Below are 19,742 nucleotides of genomic sequence, written 5' to 3' on the forward strand. Positions count from 1 at the left end.
TTTCGTAAAAACTAGGTCAGTGGTGCATCCTTGTCGGCTTGCGCCAGTAAGGTTTCTATATCGGCTTCATCCATGGCAGATTCGCCCGATATGCGATGTGACTCATCGGCCCAGGCACCCAAATCCAATAGTTGGCAACGCTTACTGCAGAAAGGGCGGTAAGTGCTTTCTGGTAACCAGGGCACGCGCTTAGCGCACTGCGGACAATTAACTTCTAGCGGGGAATCGTTTGCAGGGCGAGCCATAAAAAAACTCCAATTGCGTTAACAAGTGCGATATCTCAGTAGTTAAGCTGTCGACGGTAGCGTTCATCAAGCCGTGCCACTTGTTCCATCATGCTGGCGTGGTCACCGCTGTTATCTATCACGTCATCTGCCTTTGCTAGCCGTTGTTCGCGGGAAAGTTGGGCGGCGAGAATAGCACGCACCTGGCTTTCACTCACCCCATCACGCTGTTGGGTTCTCGATAATTGTAGCGCTTGGGGCACATCGACAACCACCGCGCGGTTTACTAGTGTGTTTTGACCCGACTCAAACAGTAACGGTGACACAAGCAGCACGTAAGGCGCTCCCTGGGCTTTGAGCCGCGCTAAATGCTGCAATAGCCGCTCCCTTATTCTGGGGTGTGTGATGGATTCTAGCCACTGGCGTTGTTTTGGATCGTTAAAAATAATCTCGCGCAGGGCGGCGCGATTAAGCGTGCCATCCTGGTGCATGACCTGACCGCCGAAGCGATTTCTAATGGCTAGCAGTGCCGGTTCTTCAGGTAAGACTATTTCCCTGGCGACATCATCGGCATCGACCCAGGCAGCGCCAAGCGTTTCGAAGGCGCGAGCGACGGTCGATTTTCCCGATCCAATGCCACCCGTTAATCCGATAATCATCTGCTGCCTCATATAGCTAAAGTTTATAGGGCCACGTTTCACATGGCCAAAGTTCACATGGCTCAATTTTACATAAGCAGGTTGAGATACATTGCCATTATTTCATCACCGACTAACAACGCCACCCAGCCGGCGAGGGCGAGAAAAGGGCCGAAGGGAAACGGTGTGCCGCGTAGGTTAGGTGAGTAGGCCTGGGCAACTATCCCAACAATGGCCCCAAGCCCTGCGGAAAGTATCAATATTAGCGGTAAAAAACTCCAACCCAGCCAGGCGCCTAGTGCTGCCAGCAGCTTAAAGTCGCCATAGCCCATACCCTCTTTGCCGGTGGCCAGTTTGAATAGCCAATAAAAGCTCCACAGTGAAAGATAGCCTACCATTGCGCCGATAACGGCACTTGGCAGCATCAGTGGCTGGAAGAGGAGCTGAAACAGTAACCCTGCCCAAAGCAAGGGGAGGGTGATGATGTCGGGGAGAAGCTGGGTGCGAAAGTCGATCACGGCGAGCACTAACAGCATCAGACAGGCCCCGTAGACGAAGACTGATTCTGCCGTAAGCCCGTGGAGCGCTAGCACCGCCATGGCCAGTAAGCCACCGGCTACTTCTACCAGAGGATATTGAACGCTAATCGGTGTTTGGCACTCAGCGCAGCGGCCGCGGCGCTTTATCCAGCCAATCAATGGCAGGTTGTCGTGCCATGCAATGGGGGCTTCACAGCGTGGACACATAGAGCCTGGTGTGGCCAAATTAAAGCGTGGTGAGTGTTCAGCGCTAAGCTCAAGTGCTTCGCGGGCTTCATTACGCCAGCCACGCATCAGCATCACCGGCAGGCGCGTAATCACCACATTTAGAAAACTGCCCAGGCATAGCCCAATCAATAAAACGATTAACCACAGGATAAACGGAGGGTGATGCATGGAGCTCCTTAGGTTTCTAGAAATTAGCGTTTTTTTAGGCTCTGTCTGAAAAGTCGGCGAGCGAAGGCCAGACAAGGCAAAAATCGGCGAAAAGACAGAGTTTACATGGTGTAAATGAGTACTTTGAGCCGATTTTTAACGCCGTATGGTCGAGCGCAGCCAGTTTTCTGACAGAGCCTAAGCATTTGGTGCTTAGAGGGCTGCGCCCAAGTCGAAAATGGGTAAGTACATAGAGACAACCACACCGCCAACGAGCACGCCCAGTACTACAATAATAACCGGCTCCATGAGCGAGGTAAGAGCATCGACCTTATTGTCGACTTCTTCTTCGTAGTAATCGGCAACACGATTAAGCATGGCATCCAGCGACCCCGCTTCTTCACCGATACTGACCATTTGGATTGCCAAGGGGGGAAAGCGGTTGGTCATCCGCATGGCGAAGTGTAGCTGTTGCCCGGTGGCTACGTCCTGGCGCGTTTGTACCACCGCGCGTTCGTACACTTTATTGCCAGTGGCACCGGCGGCGGTATCTAAGCCTTCTACGAGCGGTACACCGGAGGCAAAGGTCGTCGCTAACGTGCGAGAAAAGCGCGCGATCGCGGATTTATGCACGATGTCGCCAATGACCGGTAACCGAAGCAGCAGTGCGTGCATGCGGTAGGCGACATTGGGCGAGCGCTGAATGCTTATTTTGAGCAGGAGCATGGCGGCAAACACTGCGCCGAGTGCCACTAGCCAATAACGCTGGGCAAGCTCGGATAAATTCACGGTCAACTGGGTCAGTGCTGGAAGTTCAGCGCCAAAGCTCTGGAACATGCTTTCAAATTCAGGCACCACTTTAATCAACAGCAACATGGTCACAGCAATGCCAATCGTCATAACGGTGGTGGGGTACCAAAGCGCTTTTTTTACTCGCGCTTTCAGCGACTCAACCTTCTCCTTATAGGTCGCAAGACGATCAAGCATTTGATCCAGCGCACCTGACTGCTCGCCGGCGCTGACTAGGTTAACAAACAGGCGATCAAAGTGTTTGGGGTGGCGGTTCAATGCATCAGAGAAGCTGGAGCCCGATGATACATCGCTTATCATCTGTTGCATTAGGGCAACCATAGCAGGTTTTTTGAGGCTCTCTGCCACCACTTGAAGCGCCTGTAGCAAGGGGATACCGGCGCGAACCATTGTGGCCATCTGGCGCGCAAAGACCATAACGTCGTTGGGGTTAACTCGGCCGTTGCCGCCTAGGTTGCCTTTTTTACTAATCCGGCGGATAACGATATTTTGCTTGGTGAGTTTAGCGGCTACTTCGGCTTTACTGCGGCCAATCATCTCACCGCTTAGCGCTCTATCCTGGGGGCCTTTACCGATCCATTTCCAGCGCGCTAGCTTGATGGCGGGCGTTTGGCGTCGACGTGCCGTTTTAGCCATGCCTTACTCCTTGCTCACTCGGTTAACCTCTTCCAGGCTGGTAATACCCTGCATGACTTTCAGTAACCCACTGCGGTGAAGGCTTGGATAGCCCTCCTTGCGCACCTGTTGATCAATATCTAAGGCGTTGGCATCACGCATAATTAGTTGACGCATCGCTTCGGTGATCGGCACTACCTCATAAATGCCAATTCGACCTTTATAACCGTGAGTACAGTGCTTGCAACCTAACGGTTTGTAGATCGTTGCCTGATGGATTTCTTCGCTACTAAAGCCTTCTTTGCGCAGCGCCTCGTGGGGAATGTCAATGGGCTCTTTGCAGTGTGTGCATAGTTTACGAGCCAGCCGTTGGGCAACAATCAAGCTAACGGCGCTGGCGATATTAAACGAAGAGACTCCCATATTAGCCAGTCGAGTCAGTGTCTCAGCTGCCGAGTTGGTATGCACCGTGGAAAGTACCAGGTGGCCTGTCTGAGCCGCTTTGACGGCAATTTCGGCTGTTTCAAGGTCACGAATCTCGCCCACCATGACCACATCAGGGTCTTGGCGCAGAAACGCCCTTAACGCACTGGCAAAATCGAGGCCGATCTTAGGCAATACGTTCACCTGATTGATACCCGCGACTTTGATTTCAACCGGGTCTTCGGCGGTGCAAATATTGCGTTCCACTTTATTAAGAATATTAATGCCGGTATACAGCGAAACGGTTTTACCACTACCGGTAGGGCCGGTTACTAGAATCATGCCTTGGGGTTGTTTTAAGGCGTACTCATAATGGCGCCGTTGTTCGTCGGTAAATCCAAGTTGCTCAATACCCAGCTGCATTGCGGTAGGGTCTAATATTCGCAGCACCAACTTTTCACCATAGACAGTAGGTAGCGAATTAACCCGGAAATCAAGGGAGCGGGTGCGCGAAAGCTTGAGTTTTATCGAGCCATCCTGAGGCAGGCGGCGCTCGGAAATATCAAGGCGGGCCATGATTTTTAGCCGGGCCGCGATACGATTGCGCATGGCGAATGGTGGCCGTGCCACTTCTATGAGCATTCCATCAACCCGAAAGCGTACTCGGTAAAGCGCTTCGTAAGGTTCGAAATGGATATCGGAGGCGCCTCGGCGGATAGCATCTAGCAGAATTTTGTTCACAAATTTAACGATGGGTGCATCTTCGCTATTTTGGGAAGACTCTTCCAGCGGTACATCGTTACCGCCGTTGTTCTGCATAATGCTCAGCGAGCTGACCACATCGTCCAACTCATCCAGCATGCCGCGCTCGTTGTGAGCAAGGTAGCTATTGAGAACGACAGTGATTTGATCAACGGGCGCGAGGATACCTTCAATGCTCAGGCCTGTTGCAAACTGCAATTCATCCAGTCGCGTCAATGTAGCGGGGTAGGGCACCGCCACCGTGAGGCGATGACCGTGGCGCGCTAATGGCAAAACGTTAAGGCTCTGCAGTACTTTGACAGGATAGTCTGCAGCGGGGGGCAGTGAGGTAAGCCGCACCGCCTCCAGGTTAATGACTGGAAGCCCATACTCCCAGCCAGCCGCCAGTGTGGCTTTGTTAGGGTCGACCAGGCCGCTTTCGATCACATGCTGAAGTAACGATATTTCCAAGTCCGACGCGGTTGTTTCCGCTGTTGCGGCCTGGGCGTTGGTCAGCAAGCCGTGCTTGACCAAGCGCTGGGCAATGCCGCGCAGGTCGCCATGTGCGGAGGCGTGGCTTAAAGTCGACTCTAAGGAGGGCTGGCTCATCAAAAAACCTGTTTTACATCGATATAAGCGTGTTACTTGTACCATAAACTAGCGTTTACAGGGATGAAATGACTAATCCTTTCATGTAATTAAAGAGGTAGTCGGCTAAGCTGATCATATTAATAAGGTTCATTGTAAAAGTAGACCATTTAAGTTAGTTTAATTTCAACGATTTCTAATTCTTTTTAAGGATTCACGATCCTTAAAAAGGCTTTTCCTTCACCCCACAGGAGATGCCTTCATGCAGAATGCTGCACAGCAAATTTCTCGTAACACCATCCAAGGCGGTTTCACGCTGATTGAGCTGATGATCGTCGTTGCGATTATTGGTGTATTGGCATCTATTGCTGTGCCGCAGTATCAAAATTACGTGGGTCGCGCGCAAGCTGCAGAGGCTTTTACTGCTACAGCAGGTTTGAGAACTGACATCGGTTTATACTTTTCTGAGAATGGAAACTTTGTAGGCTATAAAACAATAAACAGCACCCCTTCTTACATCTCCAAAACCGCAAATCAAATAGGTGGTCAGTACATCAGTGGTGTGACACTCAATGGACAAGCGAGCGGTGGGTTCACCGTCGCATTTGATAATGGCGTTCATAGCGGCTCTTCAATGGTGATTCAACCACTTATCAGCAATGAAACAATGAATGATGCTGTAGCAACTGCTAGCACTAGCGGTGGGCAAATTACTGGTTGGCGTTGTAGCAGCACTACTATCGACGATACCTTTCTTCCCTCAGCTTGTCGTCCCTAGCTCTTTACTTATTAATTCCAAAGGGCCCACGTGCCCTTTATTACTTCCATACTTCCTACTCATTTGTTCTTTACACTATAAACTCTGACCTTAAGCGAGGAGCTTACAGTGAAGCCCATCAAACTGATTGCCATAAGCGCACTTGGCGCATTGCTAGTTAATAGCGCAGCCTTTGCTCAGCCTGACCATGCCCCGGCCCACGGTGCCCGCGATAAGGGCCAGCACCAGCAACATGAATCTAACCGACCTGGTCACTTCCGCGATGAGCGAGTTGATTTACCACGCATTAACGAACGTGAGCTGCGCCAGCTGCTGCGCCGGCATGACGCACCGCGAGCCGAATCGTTGCCGCCAGGTATTCAGCGCAACCTTGAGCGTGGCAAACCTTTGCCCCCAGGTATCGCCAAGCGTTTTGACGGCCAGTTAGCATCTCAATTGCCGCGCTACCCAGGCTATGAGTGGGAGCGTGTTGGTGCCGATGTGGTGCTAATTGAAGCTGCCACGCGCATCGTGGTGGATGTATTGGTAGACGTATTGCGTTAACCATTGCAAGCGCAAGTCGGTATGACTCGAAAATTATATCCCGGCGGCTTATGGTAGAAGCTCACAGTATCATCGCGTCCTAAAGGGAGATTCAATGAGCGACCACACACTAGCCGCACGTCTTGAAATTACTATCGCTATTGCCGAAGAAGCTGGGCAGATGATTATCAAGGCGCGGGAGCAGCAAGGCTTTGCCCAGCGCTTAAAAAAGGATAATGAGTTGGTCACCGACGTGGATGTGGCCGTGGATGAACTCATTAGCCAACGCCTGGAGGAGCACTTTCCGGGGGAAGCGCGGCTGAGTGAAGAGCTTGCTCCAGAAAGCGCTTTGCATGAAACAGCACCTAAGCTGTGGGTGGTGGATCCTATTGATGGCACTGTTAATTTTGCTCAAGGGCTTCGCCACGTAGCGGTTTCCATTGGTTGGATGGAAGAGGGCGTTGCCAAGGTGGGCGTTGTTCATGCACCGTTTTTAGGTGAGACCTTTAGTGCTGCAGAAGGCTCTGGGGCTTTTTGCAACGGTCAAACCATACAGCCAAGCAGTGCAGAATCACTGGCGAACACCCTGGTAGGGACAGGATTTCCCTACCGTAAAGAGGAGCGTAAGCAACTTTTGAAGCGCTTGGAAGCTGTGCTGTTTGAGTGCCAAGACGTACGTCGTAATGGCGCAGCAGCGCTCGATTTATGCGATGTAGCCTGCGGTCGTCTGGATGCGTATTACGAGAGTGTCTCGCCCTGGGATTTCGTTGCGGGCTGGGTTATTGCACGGGAAGCCGGTGCGCGAGTAGGGCATCTATACCCGGTACCTTCAGCGGTGTCGGAAGATATCTACCCGGATCATTTAATCGTAACGGCCCCCGGTGTATATGACGCGATGGCTTATCTGCTGCTTGAAGCTGATCAACGTAAGCCATAAAGGGTGATGAGATTTATAGCGGTGTGTGACAAATACTTGAAAAGAAAGCGCTATAAGGGCTTTTCATTTATGCAAGAAACCGCTAGTATACGCACCGTCTTGAGGCAAAGATGTAGCGGCCAATAAAGACAGCGGAGCGTGGCGCAGCTTGGTAGCGCGTTGCAATGGGGTTGCAAAGGTCGCAGGTTCGAATCCTGTCGCTCCGACCAAAAAAGTTTATTAAAAACCGCCGCTTATGGGTAAAACCTAGCGGCGGTTTTTTGTTGCTTGGTAAAATTTTGGGAATATTTTGGGAAAACTGGTGCACCTGTGGGAACTGCCGAGTGTAAGCGCGCGCCAGATTTGGCACTTTCTGTCACTTTATTTGGCATCGCGCTAACTGGTTTGCTTCTCTAGTTTTTACGCCTTATTTGGCACAGTCACAGCTACTGAAACTGAAACCGCTCAGCAGCTAAATCCCCCAAGTACTTAAGCTCCGTAGCCTTAATTGCGAACCCTAAGTTATTGGGTATGCCAGTGATTGGAACAGCTTGTGTGGAAGTAGGAATAGGGCGAGCGATTATGTTGCCTTCTGCTGCATACTGAGGGCCTCCCCATAAAATTCCCAACAATCGAAATTCTGCACCACCGAACACAAGAGTTCCTGATTTATCCTGGCGTGCACCTGTCTTTGCAACGTAGATCGGACTTCCACTCGATCCCGGAAAGCAGGCTATATCAACCATAAACTCAGGTCTTCCCTCATAGTCGTCTCCAGGATTCGTGGCTACTACACCAGATCGAATTATGGCTCCGTTATTTTTACGATCCCACAGGCCATTCGGGTATCCCACCATTAAAATTTCTTCAGCTGGTAGGGTACGATCAAAAAAGCTTTTGTCGGCTAGCTCTTGTTCCTGAAGGACTCTAATCCGTGCTTCTCCCCCTTTTTCCTGGAGCCAATTGAACAGTTCGGACGCTACAATTGCACATAAATCCACCTTTTCATCGGGGTGGGAGATTATATGGGTGTTTCTTAAATCAAAAGCCACCATCTCGTGATGCATTTCTGACGAGCCATTTCGTGTGAAGCTAACACTGAATTCAATTTTTTCTGCGCCTTCAATAACATGCTTGTTTGTAATAAGTCCCACAGCAGCACCTTGATCGTTACTGATCAGCTTATACCAAAAACCAGTGCCTACACTGGTGCCTGTAGCAGAAGTTGCTTGAATTCTAACAACTGACCACATCAATTGATTATGTAGATGCATTCGCCTTACCCTCATCCGTTTTAGCTTGATTGAACCTTAACGCAGGTTAGCAAAGGCGCGAGAGTACTGCTGCTTAACTATCCTATCTTGCATGATGTGATTGATGCTCTAGCTATACGGGTTGGATGTGCTCATGCTTAGCTCTTAAAGTAAGAGATTCTTGGCCGAATTGCAGGGGGGCTGTTTGTTGGTGGCCACTCCTTTCTATACGTATTGCCCGCCCAGGCAGCTTAGAAATGTGATCCTTATCTGGGGTCTTGAGTGCCTTGAATACTGCCACCTAAGAGCTCACGTCGCCGGTACCATCCAGCAACGCCTCCATGGAAAACGGATTCCCCTTAGCCTGCTGCCATCGCGTATCGTGACCATCAAGATAGTGCTGCGTCATGCTCTCGTCAGCGTGGCCCATTAGCAGCTGAATGTCGTTGATCGAGGTGCCCTGCAGCTCCAGCAAGCGCGAGCCCAACGAACGAATTTCGTGGAAGGTGGGTTGTGCGCTTTTGGGCATGTTTTGAATACTGGGTACCTGCTCGCGTAGCTTCGCAAATTCCTTGGAAAGATAATCTCCGGATACCTGTGACCAGTGTGCTTTGGTTTTCCGGCTGTACCTGCGTTCTGGAATGCGATGAACGATAAAGGGGGAGACAGGAGCAATGAGCCGTGACCGGCGGATCAGGTCATCCAGTGCAGGCGTCAGTTCGATCGCCACGTAAGCTGTCTTGCTGCGGTCTTTCGTTTTTTGGCGAATGTAGTGCAGGCGGCCGTCCCTTATATCGTCGTACCTGGCGGCCGTCACTTCGGCCCGCCCAAGCAGACACAGCAGCGAGAGCTCCATCGCAATTTGCATCCAGTCGGGCGCTATCGCATGTATGGTTTTGAATTGCTCGACCGTTAAGCGCCTGCGCAGTTTGGTATAGTGGTTAGTGGTACGGGTCGGCGTTACCGGATCCCTTTCGAGCCAGCCCTTGGTTTGAGCAAACTGGAATATCTGCGATAGCACGGCACGGTACTGCACGTAGGCACTGCCTGGGTGATTCTCCGTTAGATACTCGGCGCACCAGCGAGTGTTGATGTGCTCGAGCAGCATATTGCCCGCATCCTTAATGAGCCGGTTCCCGCGGCCGCGCTTTGCCTTTTTAGTCCAATCCTTCAGCTTCGGATCGGTCTCCACCCATTCCTTCAGCCAAGCATTGATCGCTACGCTCAGGGTTATGCCGGTTTCCCCCATTACACCAGCCACCAGATCGCCGCCTGACATCAGCCGAGCATTCAGGATGCGCGCTGCGTCCTGTGCCTTGGCCCGGTCTCTACCCATGCCATGCTTGGTACCTGTGTCTGGGCGTCGATAGGTATAGTACCCCTTGTGCTCATACAGGTTAGGCTCCAGGCCTTTATTCTTCCTTTTCCGTGGCCGTGGCGGCATATCACGCCTCCAGTACGCTATCTGCTAACTCATTGCCGGTCTGGCGTCGTTCGGCATCAAGGTCGATAAACCAGGTGCCGCCGATTTTTTTAGCGGGCACGTGTCCTTCCCGGCACCAGCGGCGCATGGTGGTAGGCGAGGGCGGATTACCCTCAAAGCGCGCACGACTCCACTGTTCGAGCTCCATTAATTTACCGGTTTTCATCCTCAATCTCCCGTATAACGTTGGCCGCCGGGGCCCCAACCTTGACCATCTCGCCAGTGGCGTTCCTGGTGCGCGATGCTGTCGTCTATAGCCTGCTTGCGCTGCTGATCGAGAAGGGCTTGCACCTCGGGGTTTTGGGCAATGCGACGCAGGTTCAGCAGTTCCTCCTGCTGGCGCTGGATAATGCCGGTGGCCACCGATGCCAGTTCCCAGCAGTCAGTTGGTGTTTCGCCGTCGTCACGCACTTTCCCCAAGCCATAACAGCCGCCACAGGGTTTATCGTGATTGCCTTTGATGTGATCGTAGCCAGCACCCAGGCAAATAGGGCAGTCGTCAGAGGCAAGCGCTCGCCACTGGTTTTCCCATTCCTGCAGACTGGTAATGCTATCGACGCCCTTATCAAGGTCGCGATAGAGCACCAGCCACTTTCCTTCCAAGTCCGTTCCAGCGCCCTGGTGCTGGGCAATCTCCTGAAATTTCCCGCCGTCCGTGCGGTGAGTGTGAGTAACTTCGATCATTTATGACCCAGAGCTGGAAGCCCTTCCTCATCAATCAGCTCGCCAGCGGGCATAAAGGTGCTGCCTGGTGCGCGCTTGAGCAGCTTGAGCCTTTCGTTTTCGGCGCGGGCGCTATCCACTAATTGCGCGGATACATCGCTAACGGCTTTTGCGCGCTGAATTTCTTCTTTCAACGCATCCCCCTTGATGCTCTCATCACCCAAACGCTCAAGCTGGGCAAACAGGTGGTTGCGTAGGTCGTCGATTTTGTTCTTCATGCCTGCTTGCTCCTGCGGTTGATTTTTCGGTTTAGGGCCCCGCGCAGCTGAACGATTTGCGGCAACGGCTCGGGTAGGTTGAGGTAACTATTGCGGCGCATTAACTCGGCGCGGCTAATTAGCTCCAGATTGGCTGACGCGAAGTTGCTCTTGTCACCGTCGCGGAATATCACAGCGTGGCCTTTGGGTACCGGTCGCCCGTTGTGCTTTTCCCACTCAATGTGGCTGACTGCTATCCAGTCCCGGGGCGGGTATCCTGTGTCGGTCATCTTGCGTTCCAGATAGCCATCTTTAGTGACGCGCTCGCTGCCGATCGGCAACCACGTTGCTGGTTTTTGGCCTTTCTTGAAGCGAGTGCGCTCGCTACCAGGTGGGCTGAAGTGCGTGCCCTTGTTCCAGGGCGTTAAGTTAGGCTTAAAGCAGCCTGGCTTTTCGCGCTCCATGTACTTGGCTGATTTCCGCCAGCCGTGGTTAATGGCCTGATTTTTGATACTGGAGACGCTTCTGCGGAACATGCGTGCCAGGGTGGCGTTGTTGGTATCCGGATAGTTCCTTTCCAGTGCGATTAGATCCTCCGGAGACCAGGGCTTGCCGTTGTTGGCGAGGTAGTTAGTCACGGCTGGCTTCCTCCACATCAGCGGCGGTGATTGTGTAGCGCTGTGTGTTCAACACCTGGTAAAAGTCGGGGTTACAATAGGTGGTCGCCCATGCCTCGATGAGCGTTTGCAGCACTTGAATTTGTGGCTCGCTGGCGCTGGGATAATCTTCGGCCACTTCGCCCGCGTCGTCTTCGGCCTGTACCTGCATGCCTTCTATCACCAGCTCATCGATGTTGGTGGTGAAGTCGGTGGCTTGCGCATGGCGCTTGGTACCGAAATAAACCGTATCTCCTACTTGCAGCTGGCGCTCTTCGATTAGCTCCTGCAGATCGTCATGGTTGAATATTTCGTCATTGGTCGACCATACGATGTCGGGCGTTGCGGGCAGATCGCTGACGGCCGCTTCGGCGCGCTCAATAGCGTCATACTGTGCAGCCAGCAAGGCCATCGCTTTTTCAATGTTCCTTTTGGGGCTGCTGCTGGGCTTAAACCAGGCATCGTCCCAGGGCCAAAAGGCGGGTGGCTGGCCATCCAGTGCCGATTTGCCACCCTGCAGCACATCTTCTGCGATACAGGCATAGCAGGCCGCGGCCGCTGCTAATTGGCCCTCTGTGTAGCAGTCGTCATGTTCAGCTGTGAAACCCTCTACATTGATTTGGCGAAGACGTTCTTCCAGGGCTTTGATGATCGCTTTTGACATGTCAGTTACCTCCTAGCTGCTTAAATGGGCGTGACAAGGCGTTCATGCTGGTTAAGACGATTGCCTTTCTACGCTCTGCGGCTTCGTGCGCTTTCGCGTTCAGCTCGGCGAGGTGCGCTTGCATATCCACTTGATCGACGAGTGCCTGCCCGCGTTTGCCCTCGCTATAACGGCGGGAAATGGTCGAGACGTGCACGCTGTGGCGTTTTGCTAGCTCGCTGAGCGTTACGCGTTCGCCGGTGGCGGGATCTTTCGTGTATATCGCGCTCATGACTGCACCTCGCTGTCCTCATTTTTTTCGCCGGCGTCGCCCTCTGCTGGCGCTGGCGTTTTGAATATCCGGTCAAACTGTTCGTCAAAATTCATAGCGGGCCTCTACATGCCGCCAATAGCGCGCTGGGCGTCTTCGGCGGGGTAGTTGGGGTTGTGATAGCAAAACTCTGAGCGAATCCTGTGGGGGAAGTGATAGCCATCGCAGTAGCATGTCTGGTACCGCCAGCCGCGCCGATCCGCCCACTTGCCGATGCGCAGCGTGTCGAACTCCCCACAGCTTTTGCAGCGGATGCGGCGTAAATACTCAGCGGGGTGCTTGGCTTTTACCTGGCGCGCCCCGCACGACCGGCAACGGCAATGGCGGCGGCGATTGCCGACGATGATGCGTTGGCCAAGCCGGTTGAGCATGTACATACGCCAGCCCCCTCAAAACTGAACCAACTGCTGAAACGGCACAGTGTCGGGCATGGCCAGCTGTGTCGGTGAGGTGGCGTCGGTTTCTAACGCGGGAGCAGCGGGGCGCATGCCTGGGCAGTGCTCCTCCGCGATGCCTTTGTAATCCGGTTGGCCGGTGCGCTTTTCCAGCGGTACACCACGGGCCTCCTCGGCGGCCCATATCGCCGCATCCGTGCAGTAGCTAACCAGCCATTCGGATTGTTCTTCCTCTTCGCGTTGGGAGAGCTGGCCCAGGACAGCTATCGAGATAAGCATGATGGCCACCCATAGGGCTTTAGCGGCGTGGTTGCTCATACGGCACCGCCTTGGCTGTCATGGAGCAGCTGCTGCAGGTGGTCGTGAATGGCGCTGATCTCGCGTTGTGCCGTTTCAGGGCGGCTGTAGTAGCACTCGAACTTGCGGTGGCTTTCGTGCTGAGCATTGCGATGCGCCAGCCACGTTTGGCAGAAGATGCCGTGTTGGCAGGTTTCCAGCAGCACCGCATATTTGCGCTGCAGGTTGATGGCAAGCGCCAGCTCCTGGCAGGGCATCAACGTGAATAGGAACGCAGTGTTGATGCTATTGGCCTGCAGGGTGTCTATAACGGGTTTGGGGTTATGGAGATTCATGCGAATACCCTCCCCACATCACGGCGTGACACAGTACGGCTGGCGCTGACCTGTTGGCGCGTGCGCATGGGAGGGCGGTGGCGCATGGCCTCTGCGTCTGGGTTGATACCGCTGATCAGCAGTGCGATCAGTAGGGGAGCGATCCAGCCACGGCGCATGGCCTCGGCAACGGCGCCTGCGGCTTTGAAGACGCCCAGTTTGTGGTAACCCTTCTTAAGACTGCCACGCACAGTTTCAGGTGAGCGACCGGTGGCCTTGGCAATCTCTTTGTAGGTGTTGCCCGCTGCCAGCAGCATCATGTCGACCGCTTCGGTGCGGGTTAGGCCCAGGCTGCCGCGTTCTGGGTTGATTCGTGCTTGCCAGTTTCCTTGTGTGATTTGCATCTCATTGGCCCTTGCCTATATATCGATGCCTCAAATATAGGCAAACACATATTAATGGTCAATAGGTATTCCTATATTTTGTTTTTGAGCACAAAAAAACCCGCCTCTAGGGCGGGTGGGAGCCTTGCTGTCCGGCTTAGATCGTATGAAAACTAAGCTACTAGCCTTAAATGAGTACTAAGCATAGCTTGAATTTCTTTTGGCAAAGTAAGAATAAAATCTTGGCGTCTGCTTGGGTCAAGTAAGTTTATAATTTTCTGTGCTGCTTCCTTTAGAGCTGCTTTACGTGTCCACTGTGTTTTGTAGGAACTTCCTTGAATTTTTTGTGAAACCGAATTCAGATAACCATCTGTACAATATAAATATTTTGTGGATATTTTAGTACCATCTTCATCTATGAAAGTAGCCTCAAGCACAAGACAATCTCTGTTTTTTCGCATGGATATGCTTGTGTATTCGCTGTTGTGAATAGCTTCAGAAATTTCAGATGGCTGAATGCCCTTGAACATGTATAGCGATAACAGTTTGTCAGTGGCAATTTTTACTTCGTTGGTCATTTGAGCATTCTCCGTATTTCTTCTGCAACCACTGCAACATCGTCGAGCGACGCCAGCAGCAGGTTATTGTCGCGATTGGCTACAGGGCCAAATTTATTAGCTAGTTTAGCATTGAAATAAATGGCCAGCACTGCATCGTTGGTTGAATTGGGCTTTGCATAAGGGATTAATCTCGCGAACTTAGCGTATAGTTCAGTTCCCTTTTCATCCAGGCCTGCATCAGAAAGTATATTAGTGGCTTCTTCAGCCGCTTTCTGTTTCAGAAGCTGACGTAAAGCTTTACGTGCTTGATCGGGTCTTTTTCGGATAAGTGCTTCATCAATATCTGCGCTTGCTCTCTGTTTTTCCTTTTCCCTGAATCTAGCTGCTATCTCATTTATATCATCTTCGTTAAAAGAGCCACTTTTTCGTAGCTCTTCTACCTTCGTATCTATATTTTTTTGTATTTGGTCGCGCTTTTCCGCAAAAAGCTTATTGAAATCTAAATCTTCTAGGTATGATTCTTGCCCACTAACATAACTGTCTGATGAGGTGATATCTGCTAAATAGGTTTCCCTTTTCTCAAAGGATTCGCTTAAGTCAGTATAGTCAACTATTCTAGTCTTTTTTGATCTTGTAACTTCTTTTTGAAAAGATATCCATAAATCATCTAGGCCTGTTTCTTCATGGTAGATAACTAAAGCGTTGTTATCTATTTCATGAGCAGTAATTTCATCTTCGGGTATGGCGCGGAGAACCCTACCAACTACTTGGGCGAAAGCATTTTGACTCTTGTAGGGCCGGAAAATCGCTAAAATACTTAGGTATTTATGATCATATCCTTCCATTAGCATATTTACTGACACAACTACATGACATTGATGTGAATCAATTAATCTGAAGTTCTCAGCTATATCCTCTGGTTCCATCTTGCTGTGAATCAGAACTGCATTCACACCACACTCTTCATACATCGCTAATAGCTCTTCAGCATGCGATATACTACACCCAACAGCTAATATTTTATGCGGTACACTAGGGGATGTTGCCTTTAATTCTTTCAATTTCAATAAGCTATGATCGACGATCTCTTTAGAGCAGCGGGCAGATAAAGCTATGCTTTTTTCAACCCACTCTTTTTCTTTGTATTTTAAAACCTCTTCCTTAGTAAGCTTCTTGCCAGGCAATTCCGGTGTAGTGAAGAATAGATCTTCTGAATTTAAAGTATCTTTTCTTAACCATTTAATATATTTAGATCTCATCGCTTCAGAAAGAGGCGTCTCATGGATTCTATCTCCTGGTATTTCTTGACCATCTCCCCTATAAGGTGTGCCGGTTACATGAAGCTTTTTTGCTGTTTTGAAGTAGTCTAGCACTTCTCTCCAAGTGCTTGCGGGTGCATGGTGTGCCTCATCGACTATCACCATGTCAAAGAAGTCTGGAGGAACACGATTTAGCAGTCCAGTAGACCTGGATGATCCTAGTTTTTGAATATTTGAATAAACAAAATTACTTTGCTCTAGGTGCTCTAATGAGATGCTTGGAGTGAATTCACTGACGATAGGGATATGGTTGGAATCGAATAACACGTCATGGTTTATCCAAAAATTGTCATATAGTGCTTCTTGCGTTTTTTGTATGCTTTGCTTTGTAACTAAGCCAGGAGCTATTATAAGCACTCTGCCTTTGCTAGTGCCGAAAGGTGCAATCGATACTAGTCCACTTTTCCCCGTACCAGTTGGTAAAACGACAAGTGCCTCCCCACTGGGTGACTTAGCAAAGTAATCCCTGATTTTAAGATAAGCTTCAATCTGTGGTGTGCGTAATTTGTTGTTAGTCTCTATGTTTACTGGAGTGTCAAAAAAGTATCCCATGCATACCACCTTGCCAGTTGTGTTTATGATTGAGCGCCATATCCGCTTGCCTTAATTCATCGCCCCGCCACGCCACACGACCTTACCAATAATGGGTACTTGGCATACAGATGCAGAATCGATTAACTCATCGCGGTAAAGCGCTTTGTTAGGGTTGTCGCTACTTAAGACCCACTCGCCTGAGACGTGTTGGATGAGTCGTTTGATGCTGATGCTGTTATCTGGTCGGCGTATTGCGAAGACCTTACCGTTCATTGGTGTGGTGCATCCGTGGTCGATCAACACTACATCTCCACTCACGATGTAGGGCTCCATGCTGTCGCCGTCAGCGTAAATGACGCTAAGGCTTTCCGGCTTAGCTCCGATTTTTGCCAGCCACTCTCTCTTAAAGGCTAGGTCGCCTTTGACTTCAACATGATCATTGAGGTAGCCATGACCGTTTTCACCACGAGCGCTTAGCTGGGGGATAAGGGCGTAGTCATTAGAGGAAGGAGGCAATGCGACAGCTTGCGACGCTGGACGACCACTAACGGCACCCACCATTTCACCTTTGCCTGTAGCAAGCCACAAAGCACTGACTCCGAGCTCATGTGCGATCTGAGTGGAAAAGGAGGTCGATTTCGACTTGCCGCGCTCCAAATCGGAAATGCTGGTTTGCTGAACGCCAATTCTCTTGGCGAGCTCTGCTTGATTGAGGCCAGCAAGTTTCCTGGCTTTTTTAAGGCGGTCTTTGAATTCCATAATCGATTTATATAGGCGAACCCATACGCTTGCAAACAGGTTTGCCCATAACTACTATATAGGTATTCCTATTATGGAGCGCTAAAAGATGAGCCAAACCTCTACCTTCCAGAGTCTGGTGGGTTTCTTCGGCACGCAGATTAAGACAGCTGAGTTACTAAAGGTTGATCAGGCAACTGTTTCCGGGTGGGTTCGTGGCAAGCACGGCATGTCTCCTGCAGTTGCTTTGCGAGCAGAAAAGCTGACTAAGGGAAAGTTCACCGCCGCTCAGCTTTGCCCAGCTGTCTTTGTTCAGTTGCCCGCCGAAAAGGCGGCTTCTCAATGATTCCAGTATATGAGCCAGCGCAAAACAGCACAGCCCACGGTACTGGTCTGTTTGGGTGTACAGGTCTTATGAGGTGCAGACATGTTTAGAAATACCGATGGAATGCAGCAGTGGCAGCTGGAAATGGAGCTCTCCCATTTGATTGGTTGGCTCATCGCTTCGCGTCAGTCTGCTGAAGAAGCTGAAGAGCGCGCCCGGCAACATCGTACGGCAGAGGAGGAGGCGCTGGCGCAGATCAGCAAAGTGCGCCAGCGGTTAGGGCTGCCGGATGCACCTATCAATGCCGGGTTAGATCAATTCGCTGATGAGTCAGAAGAGGGTTGATGATGGTCTATGTATTCGGAAAGTTCATTGTTTCTCATTACTCCTTTGCAAGCATCCATAGCTTCCGGGGTGAGCTTGAACTTTGCCAGTTCTTTATGGAGAGACAGCATCAAATCCTGATCACTAAGATCCCTAACTTCCTCAGGTTTCCACTTGTGAAGGTGGGTAACCATCATCTCAGCAGCAGCTCGACTCGCCAATGGTTCCCAAGGGGTTCCGTATTGCTGACGAATGCTATCCATATAGCAGGCGAAAAGGTACCGCTTAAATGCCAGTGGCAGTACCCATTGAGCTATTTCATATGCATCAGTTTCGTTTGTGGAGGCTTCAACTTCTTCTCTGGCTCCTTTTATCAGTTCACTCCAAGCCAAACGATAGTTCATGACTTCGATCACGGGCATGTTGTTTTCCTTCTCTGTGGGAGCGGTATTACAGCTACCACCTTAGCGGGCTTAGGCGTGGCTTTCTATCTGTGGGGTGCGGTATGAACCATGAATCCGGCAAGCCATTCAACCATGCGTCAATCAATGTCGTTCAACGCCAGTTCCTTGAGCGTCACTGCTTTCCAACACATCAATTGCCGCCTGAATTCTCTCTATCAGCTCACGACCTTGAGCTGGTGTCATCGCGAACATTTGTGACTCTTGAGCTTCCTCGCTTTTCTGCAGCGGGTGACTCAGGAAGTGGAGCTTCAGAGCAATGAGGTCGTATGAGGGTACTGGCCCGATCTGCCAGCCGGCTACAGGAAAAAGTGAGATGTCATCGGCCATGAGTGTTCCTGATATTGAGATGTGTGAGAGCACTCAATTTAACCTCAGGGCGCTTAATTTGCGAGTTGATGGGGGTGCGGTATGAGCAAACTGCTAACGGACAACACGTTAAGGCAGCCAGTGCGTTCCACGGCTTTTTTTGCTGATGAACGGTCGGGGTTTCCCAGCGCTGCCCACATGCTTGATAGCCGTGTGTGGTTCGAAGAAGGCAAAGGAGGCGCTTTAGAGCTGCGCTTTGCCTGCCGCGCTCAGGTGGTTGAGTACCTGTGTTTTTGCCTGGGTGAAGGCTACTTGTTGTTTAAGCAGATCGATGTGGTTAAGGGGCGATCAGTGTTTTCAGCCATTCAATGGAGCGTGGAGCCGCCCATAGACCTAGGCGAATCAGTTGGCTGGGTAGATGCTGGTGGCCCTCTTTCGACAGCGCCTGAAGCTGCTAAAGAGATCGAAAGCCCTGGTGATGAGGTATGGATGCCACCCGAGGCATGGGCAAGCGCTTTGGCCACTCTTGGTTCACCGCCGGCTACAAAGAAATGGGCAGCCATATGTAACACTGACCCTGATGGGCTTGTGTCCATCGTTAAGCTATATAAAACGCCAAATGATTGCTTTGAGGTTCGGTTTAGTCAGGAAGCAAGGGGTAAGAACCTTGTGGAACGACTTAAGAACTCAGGCCCGGTCGCATTCGACCCGTGGCGCAATACACGTGAGGCGTTATTGCTAGACGAGGCGGGCGTTGAGGTGGTCGAGTTTCGTTGTACTGTCGCCAATATGTCAGAGCCTATGCAGGCCACTCGGGAATTGGTGTGTGCGGGCCTATTTTGCCATGCCGGTGACCCGATGCTAACCAATCATGTGCTGCAAGTCCTTGATCGTTGCCGGGTAACTTCTTCGCTTAAGCGCAGCCATTATCCCCGCCGCCTTCAAGGGCAGCGCATTGATGGAGCGCTGGCGCTGATCATGGCGGTAGGGCTGGCGCTTGATGAAAGCCGCCAGCCAGGGGAGGTCAACGAGGATGATTGACCAAGCCAACTACTTCATCAATTGCCTTGTCGAGGTAGCGATTGTCTCCGGACTCTATTGCCTCGCGGACATGATGCAGCGCTTCCAGGCGTGGATCCTCGTAGATAGGAGTCGGTGTCAAACCGGAAATTTTTCTAATGTGATCGTGTGTGGGATCCCCGGTGCTTTCCGGCGCTTGCTCAAGGGCTTCCAGTCTCCCCAAGATTTCTGCCTGCATGACAAGCACGGTTTTCAGCATTTTTTGCGTGTCGTTTTCAGCCACGTCGCTTTCCTTCTTTTGGTGGGTG

At 51.3% G+C, this 19,742-nt stretch carries 29 protein-coding genes and 1 tRNA gene; 7 read left to right on the forward strand and 23 right to left on the reverse strand.

Going from position 1 to position 19,742, the window contains the following annotated elements; all coding sequences use genetic code 11:
- Positions 1–11: 11 nt before the first annotated feature.
- From yacG to pilB, 5 genes are all read right to left on the reverse strand, one after another.
- On the reverse strand, positions 12–245 hold the full coding sequence (gene yacG / locus HALTITAN_RS06290) for a DNA gyrase inhibitor YacG (RefSeq protein WP_022523595.1): 234 nt from the start codon (positions 243–245) through the stop codon (positions 12–14).
- Between the two features lie 35 nt (positions 246–280).
- A complete protein-coding gene (coaE, locus tag HALTITAN_RS06295) occupies positions 281–883 on the reverse strand; it encodes a dephospho-CoA kinase (protein WP_039858363.1) in 603 nt (200 codons plus the stop codon).
- Between the two features lie 68 nt (positions 884–951).
- The gene (locus HALTITAN_RS06300) at positions 952–1,797 is read right to left on the reverse strand and encodes a prepilin peptidase (RefSeq protein WP_039858364.1); all 846 of its coding nucleotides are present in this window, start codon (positions 1,795–1,797) and stop codon (positions 952–954) included.
- A 192-nt stretch (positions 1,798–1,989) separates the two neighbouring features.
- Positions 1,990–3,222 (reverse strand): type II secretion system F family protein, encoded by a 1,233-nt coding sequence (locus tag HALTITAN_RS06305; RefSeq protein WP_009286592.1) that lies wholly within the window; start codon positions 3,220–3,222, stop codon positions 1,990–1,992.
- A 3-nt stretch (positions 3,223–3,225) separates the two neighbouring features.
- Positions 3,226–4,974 (reverse strand): type IV-A pilus assembly ATPase PilB, encoded by a 1,749-nt coding sequence (gene pilB / locus HALTITAN_RS06310; RefSeq protein ID WP_039858366.1) that lies wholly within the window; start codon positions 4,972–4,974, stop codon positions 3,226–3,228.
- Between the two features lie 241 nt (positions 4,975–5,215).
- Here pilB and HALTITAN_RS06315 point away from each other — a divergent pair, with 241 nt between their 5' ends.
- The 4 genes from HALTITAN_RS06315 to HALTITAN_RS06330 all read left to right on the forward strand — a co-directional run bounded on the left by HALTITAN_RS06315 (position 5,216) and on the right by HALTITAN_RS06330 (position 7,399).
- Entirely contained in the window at positions 5,216–5,731 is a 516-nt protein-coding gene (locus tag HALTITAN_RS06315) for a pilin (RefSeq protein WP_009286594.1), read from the forward strand.
- Between the two features lie 108 nt (positions 5,732–5,839).
- On the forward strand, positions 5,840–6,274 hold the full coding sequence (locus tag HALTITAN_RS06320) for an anti-virulence regulator CigR family protein (RefSeq protein WP_009286595.1): 435 nt from the start codon (positions 5,840–5,842) through the stop codon (positions 6,272–6,274).
- A 94-nt stretch (positions 6,275–6,368) separates the two neighbouring features.
- On the forward strand, positions 6,369–7,190 hold the full coding sequence (locus HALTITAN_RS06325; protein WP_009286596.1) for an inositol monophosphatase family protein: 822 nt from the start codon (positions 6,369–6,371) through the stop codon (positions 7,188–7,190).
- Positions 7,191–7,322: 132 nt separating this feature from the next.
- A tRNA-Pro gene (locus tag HALTITAN_RS06330) sits at positions 7,323–7,399 on the forward strand.
- Positions 7,400–7,615: 216 nt separating this feature from the next.
- Here the strand turns inward: HALTITAN_RS06330 and HALTITAN_RS06335 are convergent.
- From HALTITAN_RS06335 to HALTITAN_RS06405, 15 genes are all read right to left on the reverse strand, one after another.
- A complete protein-coding gene (locus HALTITAN_RS06335; RefSeq protein ID WP_039858368.1) occupies positions 7,616–8,443 on the reverse strand; it encodes a S1 family peptidase in 828 nt (275 codons plus the stop codon).
- 280 nt (positions 8,444–8,723) lie between these two features.
- Complete coding sequence (locus tag HALTITAN_RS06340) at positions 8,724–9,866, reverse strand: tyrosine-type recombinase/integrase (protein WP_009286597.1); 1,143 nt, start codon at positions 9,864–9,866, stop codon at positions 8,724–8,726.
- Between the two features lies 1 nt (position 9,867).
- Positions 9,868–10,071 carry an excisionase gene (locus HALTITAN_RS06345; RefSeq protein ID WP_039858369.1) on the reverse strand — a complete coding sequence of 68 codons (204 nt, stop codon included), beginning with the start codon at positions 10,069–10,071 and terminating at the stop codon, positions 9,868–9,870.
- 2 nt (positions 10,072–10,073) lie between these two features.
- Positions 10,074–10,589, reverse strand: a complete 516-nt coding sequence (locus HALTITAN_RS06350) for a hypothetical protein (RefSeq protein ID WP_039858371.1) — start codon at positions 10,587–10,589, stop codon at positions 10,074–10,076.
- A complete protein-coding gene (locus tag HALTITAN_RS06355) occupies positions 10,586–10,846 on the reverse strand; it encodes a hypothetical protein (protein ID WP_039858373.1) in 261 nt (86 codons plus the stop codon). Before HALTITAN_RS06355 ends, HALTITAN_RS06350 begins: the two co-directional genes overlap by 4 nt.
- Entirely contained in the window at positions 10,843–11,463 is a 621-nt protein-coding gene (locus HALTITAN_RS06360) for an HNH endonuclease signature motif containing protein (protein WP_039858375.1), read from the reverse strand. Before HALTITAN_RS06360 ends, HALTITAN_RS06355 begins: the two co-directional genes overlap by 4 nt.
- Entirely contained in the window at positions 11,456–12,145 is a 690-nt protein-coding gene (locus HALTITAN_RS25820) for a periplasmic substrate-binding domain-containing protein (RefSeq protein ID WP_009286599.1), read from the reverse strand. Before HALTITAN_RS25820 ends, HALTITAN_RS06360 begins: the two co-directional genes overlap by 8 nt.
- A gap of 1 nt (position 12,146) precedes the next feature.
- The gene (locus HALTITAN_RS06370; protein ID WP_039858378.1) at positions 12,147–12,416 is read right to left on the reverse strand and encodes a hypothetical protein; all 270 of its coding nucleotides are present in this window, start codon (positions 12,414–12,416) and stop codon (positions 12,147–12,149) included.
- A 104-nt stretch (positions 12,417–12,520) separates the two neighbouring features.
- A complete protein-coding gene (locus HALTITAN_RS06375) occupies positions 12,521–12,832 on the reverse strand; it encodes a hypothetical protein (RefSeq protein WP_051051901.1) in 312 nt (103 codons plus the stop codon).
- A gap of 12 nt (positions 12,833–12,844) precedes the next feature.
- Complete coding sequence (locus HALTITAN_RS06380) at positions 12,845–13,168, reverse strand: hypothetical protein (RefSeq protein ID WP_039858380.1); 324 nt, start codon at positions 13,166–13,168, stop codon at positions 12,845–12,847.
- Positions 13,165–13,482 (reverse strand): hypothetical protein, encoded by a 318-nt coding sequence (locus HALTITAN_RS06385; protein ID WP_039858382.1) that lies wholly within the window; start codon positions 13,480–13,482, stop codon positions 13,165–13,167. The genes HALTITAN_RS06380 and HALTITAN_RS06385 overlap by 4 nt, the downstream gene beginning before the upstream one ends.
- A complete protein-coding gene (locus HALTITAN_RS06390) occupies positions 13,479–13,865 on the reverse strand; it encodes a helix-turn-helix domain-containing protein (protein WP_051051903.1) in 387 nt (128 codons plus the stop codon). The genes HALTITAN_RS06385 and HALTITAN_RS06390 overlap by 4 nt, the downstream gene beginning before the upstream one ends.
- A gap of 152 nt (positions 13,866–14,017) precedes the next feature.
- The gene (locus HALTITAN_RS24480; protein ID WP_009286600.1) at positions 14,018–14,422 is read right to left on the reverse strand and encodes a hypothetical protein; all 405 of its coding nucleotides are present in this window, start codon (positions 14,420–14,422) and stop codon (positions 14,018–14,020) included.
- The gene (locus tag HALTITAN_RS06400; RefSeq protein ID WP_039858384.1) at positions 14,419–16,275 is read right to left on the reverse strand and encodes a DEAD/DEAH box helicase; all 1,857 of its coding nucleotides are present in this window, start codon (positions 16,273–16,275) and stop codon (positions 14,419–14,421) included. The genes HALTITAN_RS24480 and HALTITAN_RS06400 overlap by 4 nt, the downstream gene beginning before the upstream one ends.
- Positions 16,276–16,326: 51 nt before the next feature.
- Positions 16,327–17,016 (reverse strand): XRE family transcriptional regulator, encoded by a 690-nt coding sequence (locus HALTITAN_RS06405; RefSeq protein ID WP_009286602.1) that lies wholly within the window; start codon positions 17,014–17,016, stop codon positions 16,327–16,329.
- Between the two features lie 88 nt (positions 17,017–17,104).
- Between HALTITAN_RS06405 and HALTITAN_RS06410 the strand changes: the two genes are divergently transcribed.
- Together HALTITAN_RS06410 and HALTITAN_RS06415 are read left to right on the forward strand one after the other, a co-directional pair.
- Positions 17,105–17,341, forward strand: coding sequence for a YdaS family helix-turn-helix protein (locus HALTITAN_RS06410; protein WP_039858385.1), 237 nt, complete (start codon positions 17,105–17,107; stop codon positions 17,339–17,341).
- An 81-nt stretch (positions 17,342–17,422) separates the two neighbouring features.
- Positions 17,423–17,665, forward strand: a complete 243-nt coding sequence (locus HALTITAN_RS06415) for a hypothetical protein (protein ID WP_039858386.1) — start codon at positions 17,423–17,425, stop codon at positions 17,663–17,665.
- Here HALTITAN_RS06415 and HALTITAN_RS25290 read toward each other — a convergent pair.
- Complete coding sequence (locus HALTITAN_RS25290) at positions 17,635–18,066, reverse strand: hypothetical protein (RefSeq protein ID WP_152419234.1); 432 nt, start codon at positions 18,064–18,066, stop codon at positions 17,635–17,637. The two genes, HALTITAN_RS06415 and HALTITAN_RS25290, sit on opposite strands and share 31 nt — an antisense overlap.
- A 123-nt stretch (positions 18,067–18,189) precedes the next feature.
- Positions 18,190–18,435, reverse strand: a complete 246-nt coding sequence (locus tag HALTITAN_RS06425) for a hypothetical protein (RefSeq protein ID WP_039858388.1) — start codon at positions 18,433–18,435, stop codon at positions 18,190–18,192.
- A gap of 81 nt (positions 18,436–18,516) precedes the next feature.
- Here HALTITAN_RS06425 and HALTITAN_RS06430 point away from each other — a divergent pair, with 81 nt between their 5' ends.
- Complete coding sequence (locus HALTITAN_RS06430) at positions 18,517–19,455, forward strand: terminase TerL endonuclease subunit (protein WP_009286603.1); 939 nt, start codon at positions 18,517–18,519, stop codon at positions 19,453–19,455.
- Here HALTITAN_RS06430 and HALTITAN_RS25295 read toward each other — a convergent pair.
- Positions 19,439–19,717, reverse strand: coding sequence for a hypothetical protein (locus HALTITAN_RS25295; RefSeq protein ID WP_152419235.1), 279 nt, complete (start codon positions 19,715–19,717; stop codon positions 19,439–19,441). The genes HALTITAN_RS06430 and HALTITAN_RS25295 overlap by 17 nt on opposite strands.
- Positions 19,718–19,742: the final 25 nt, after the last annotated feature.

Source organism: Vreelandella titanicae BH1, from assembly GCF_000336575.1.
In the GTDB taxonomy this organism is placed as follows: domain Bacteria; phylum Pseudomonadota; class Gammaproteobacteria; order Pseudomonadales; family Halomonadaceae; genus Vreelandella; species Vreelandella titanicae.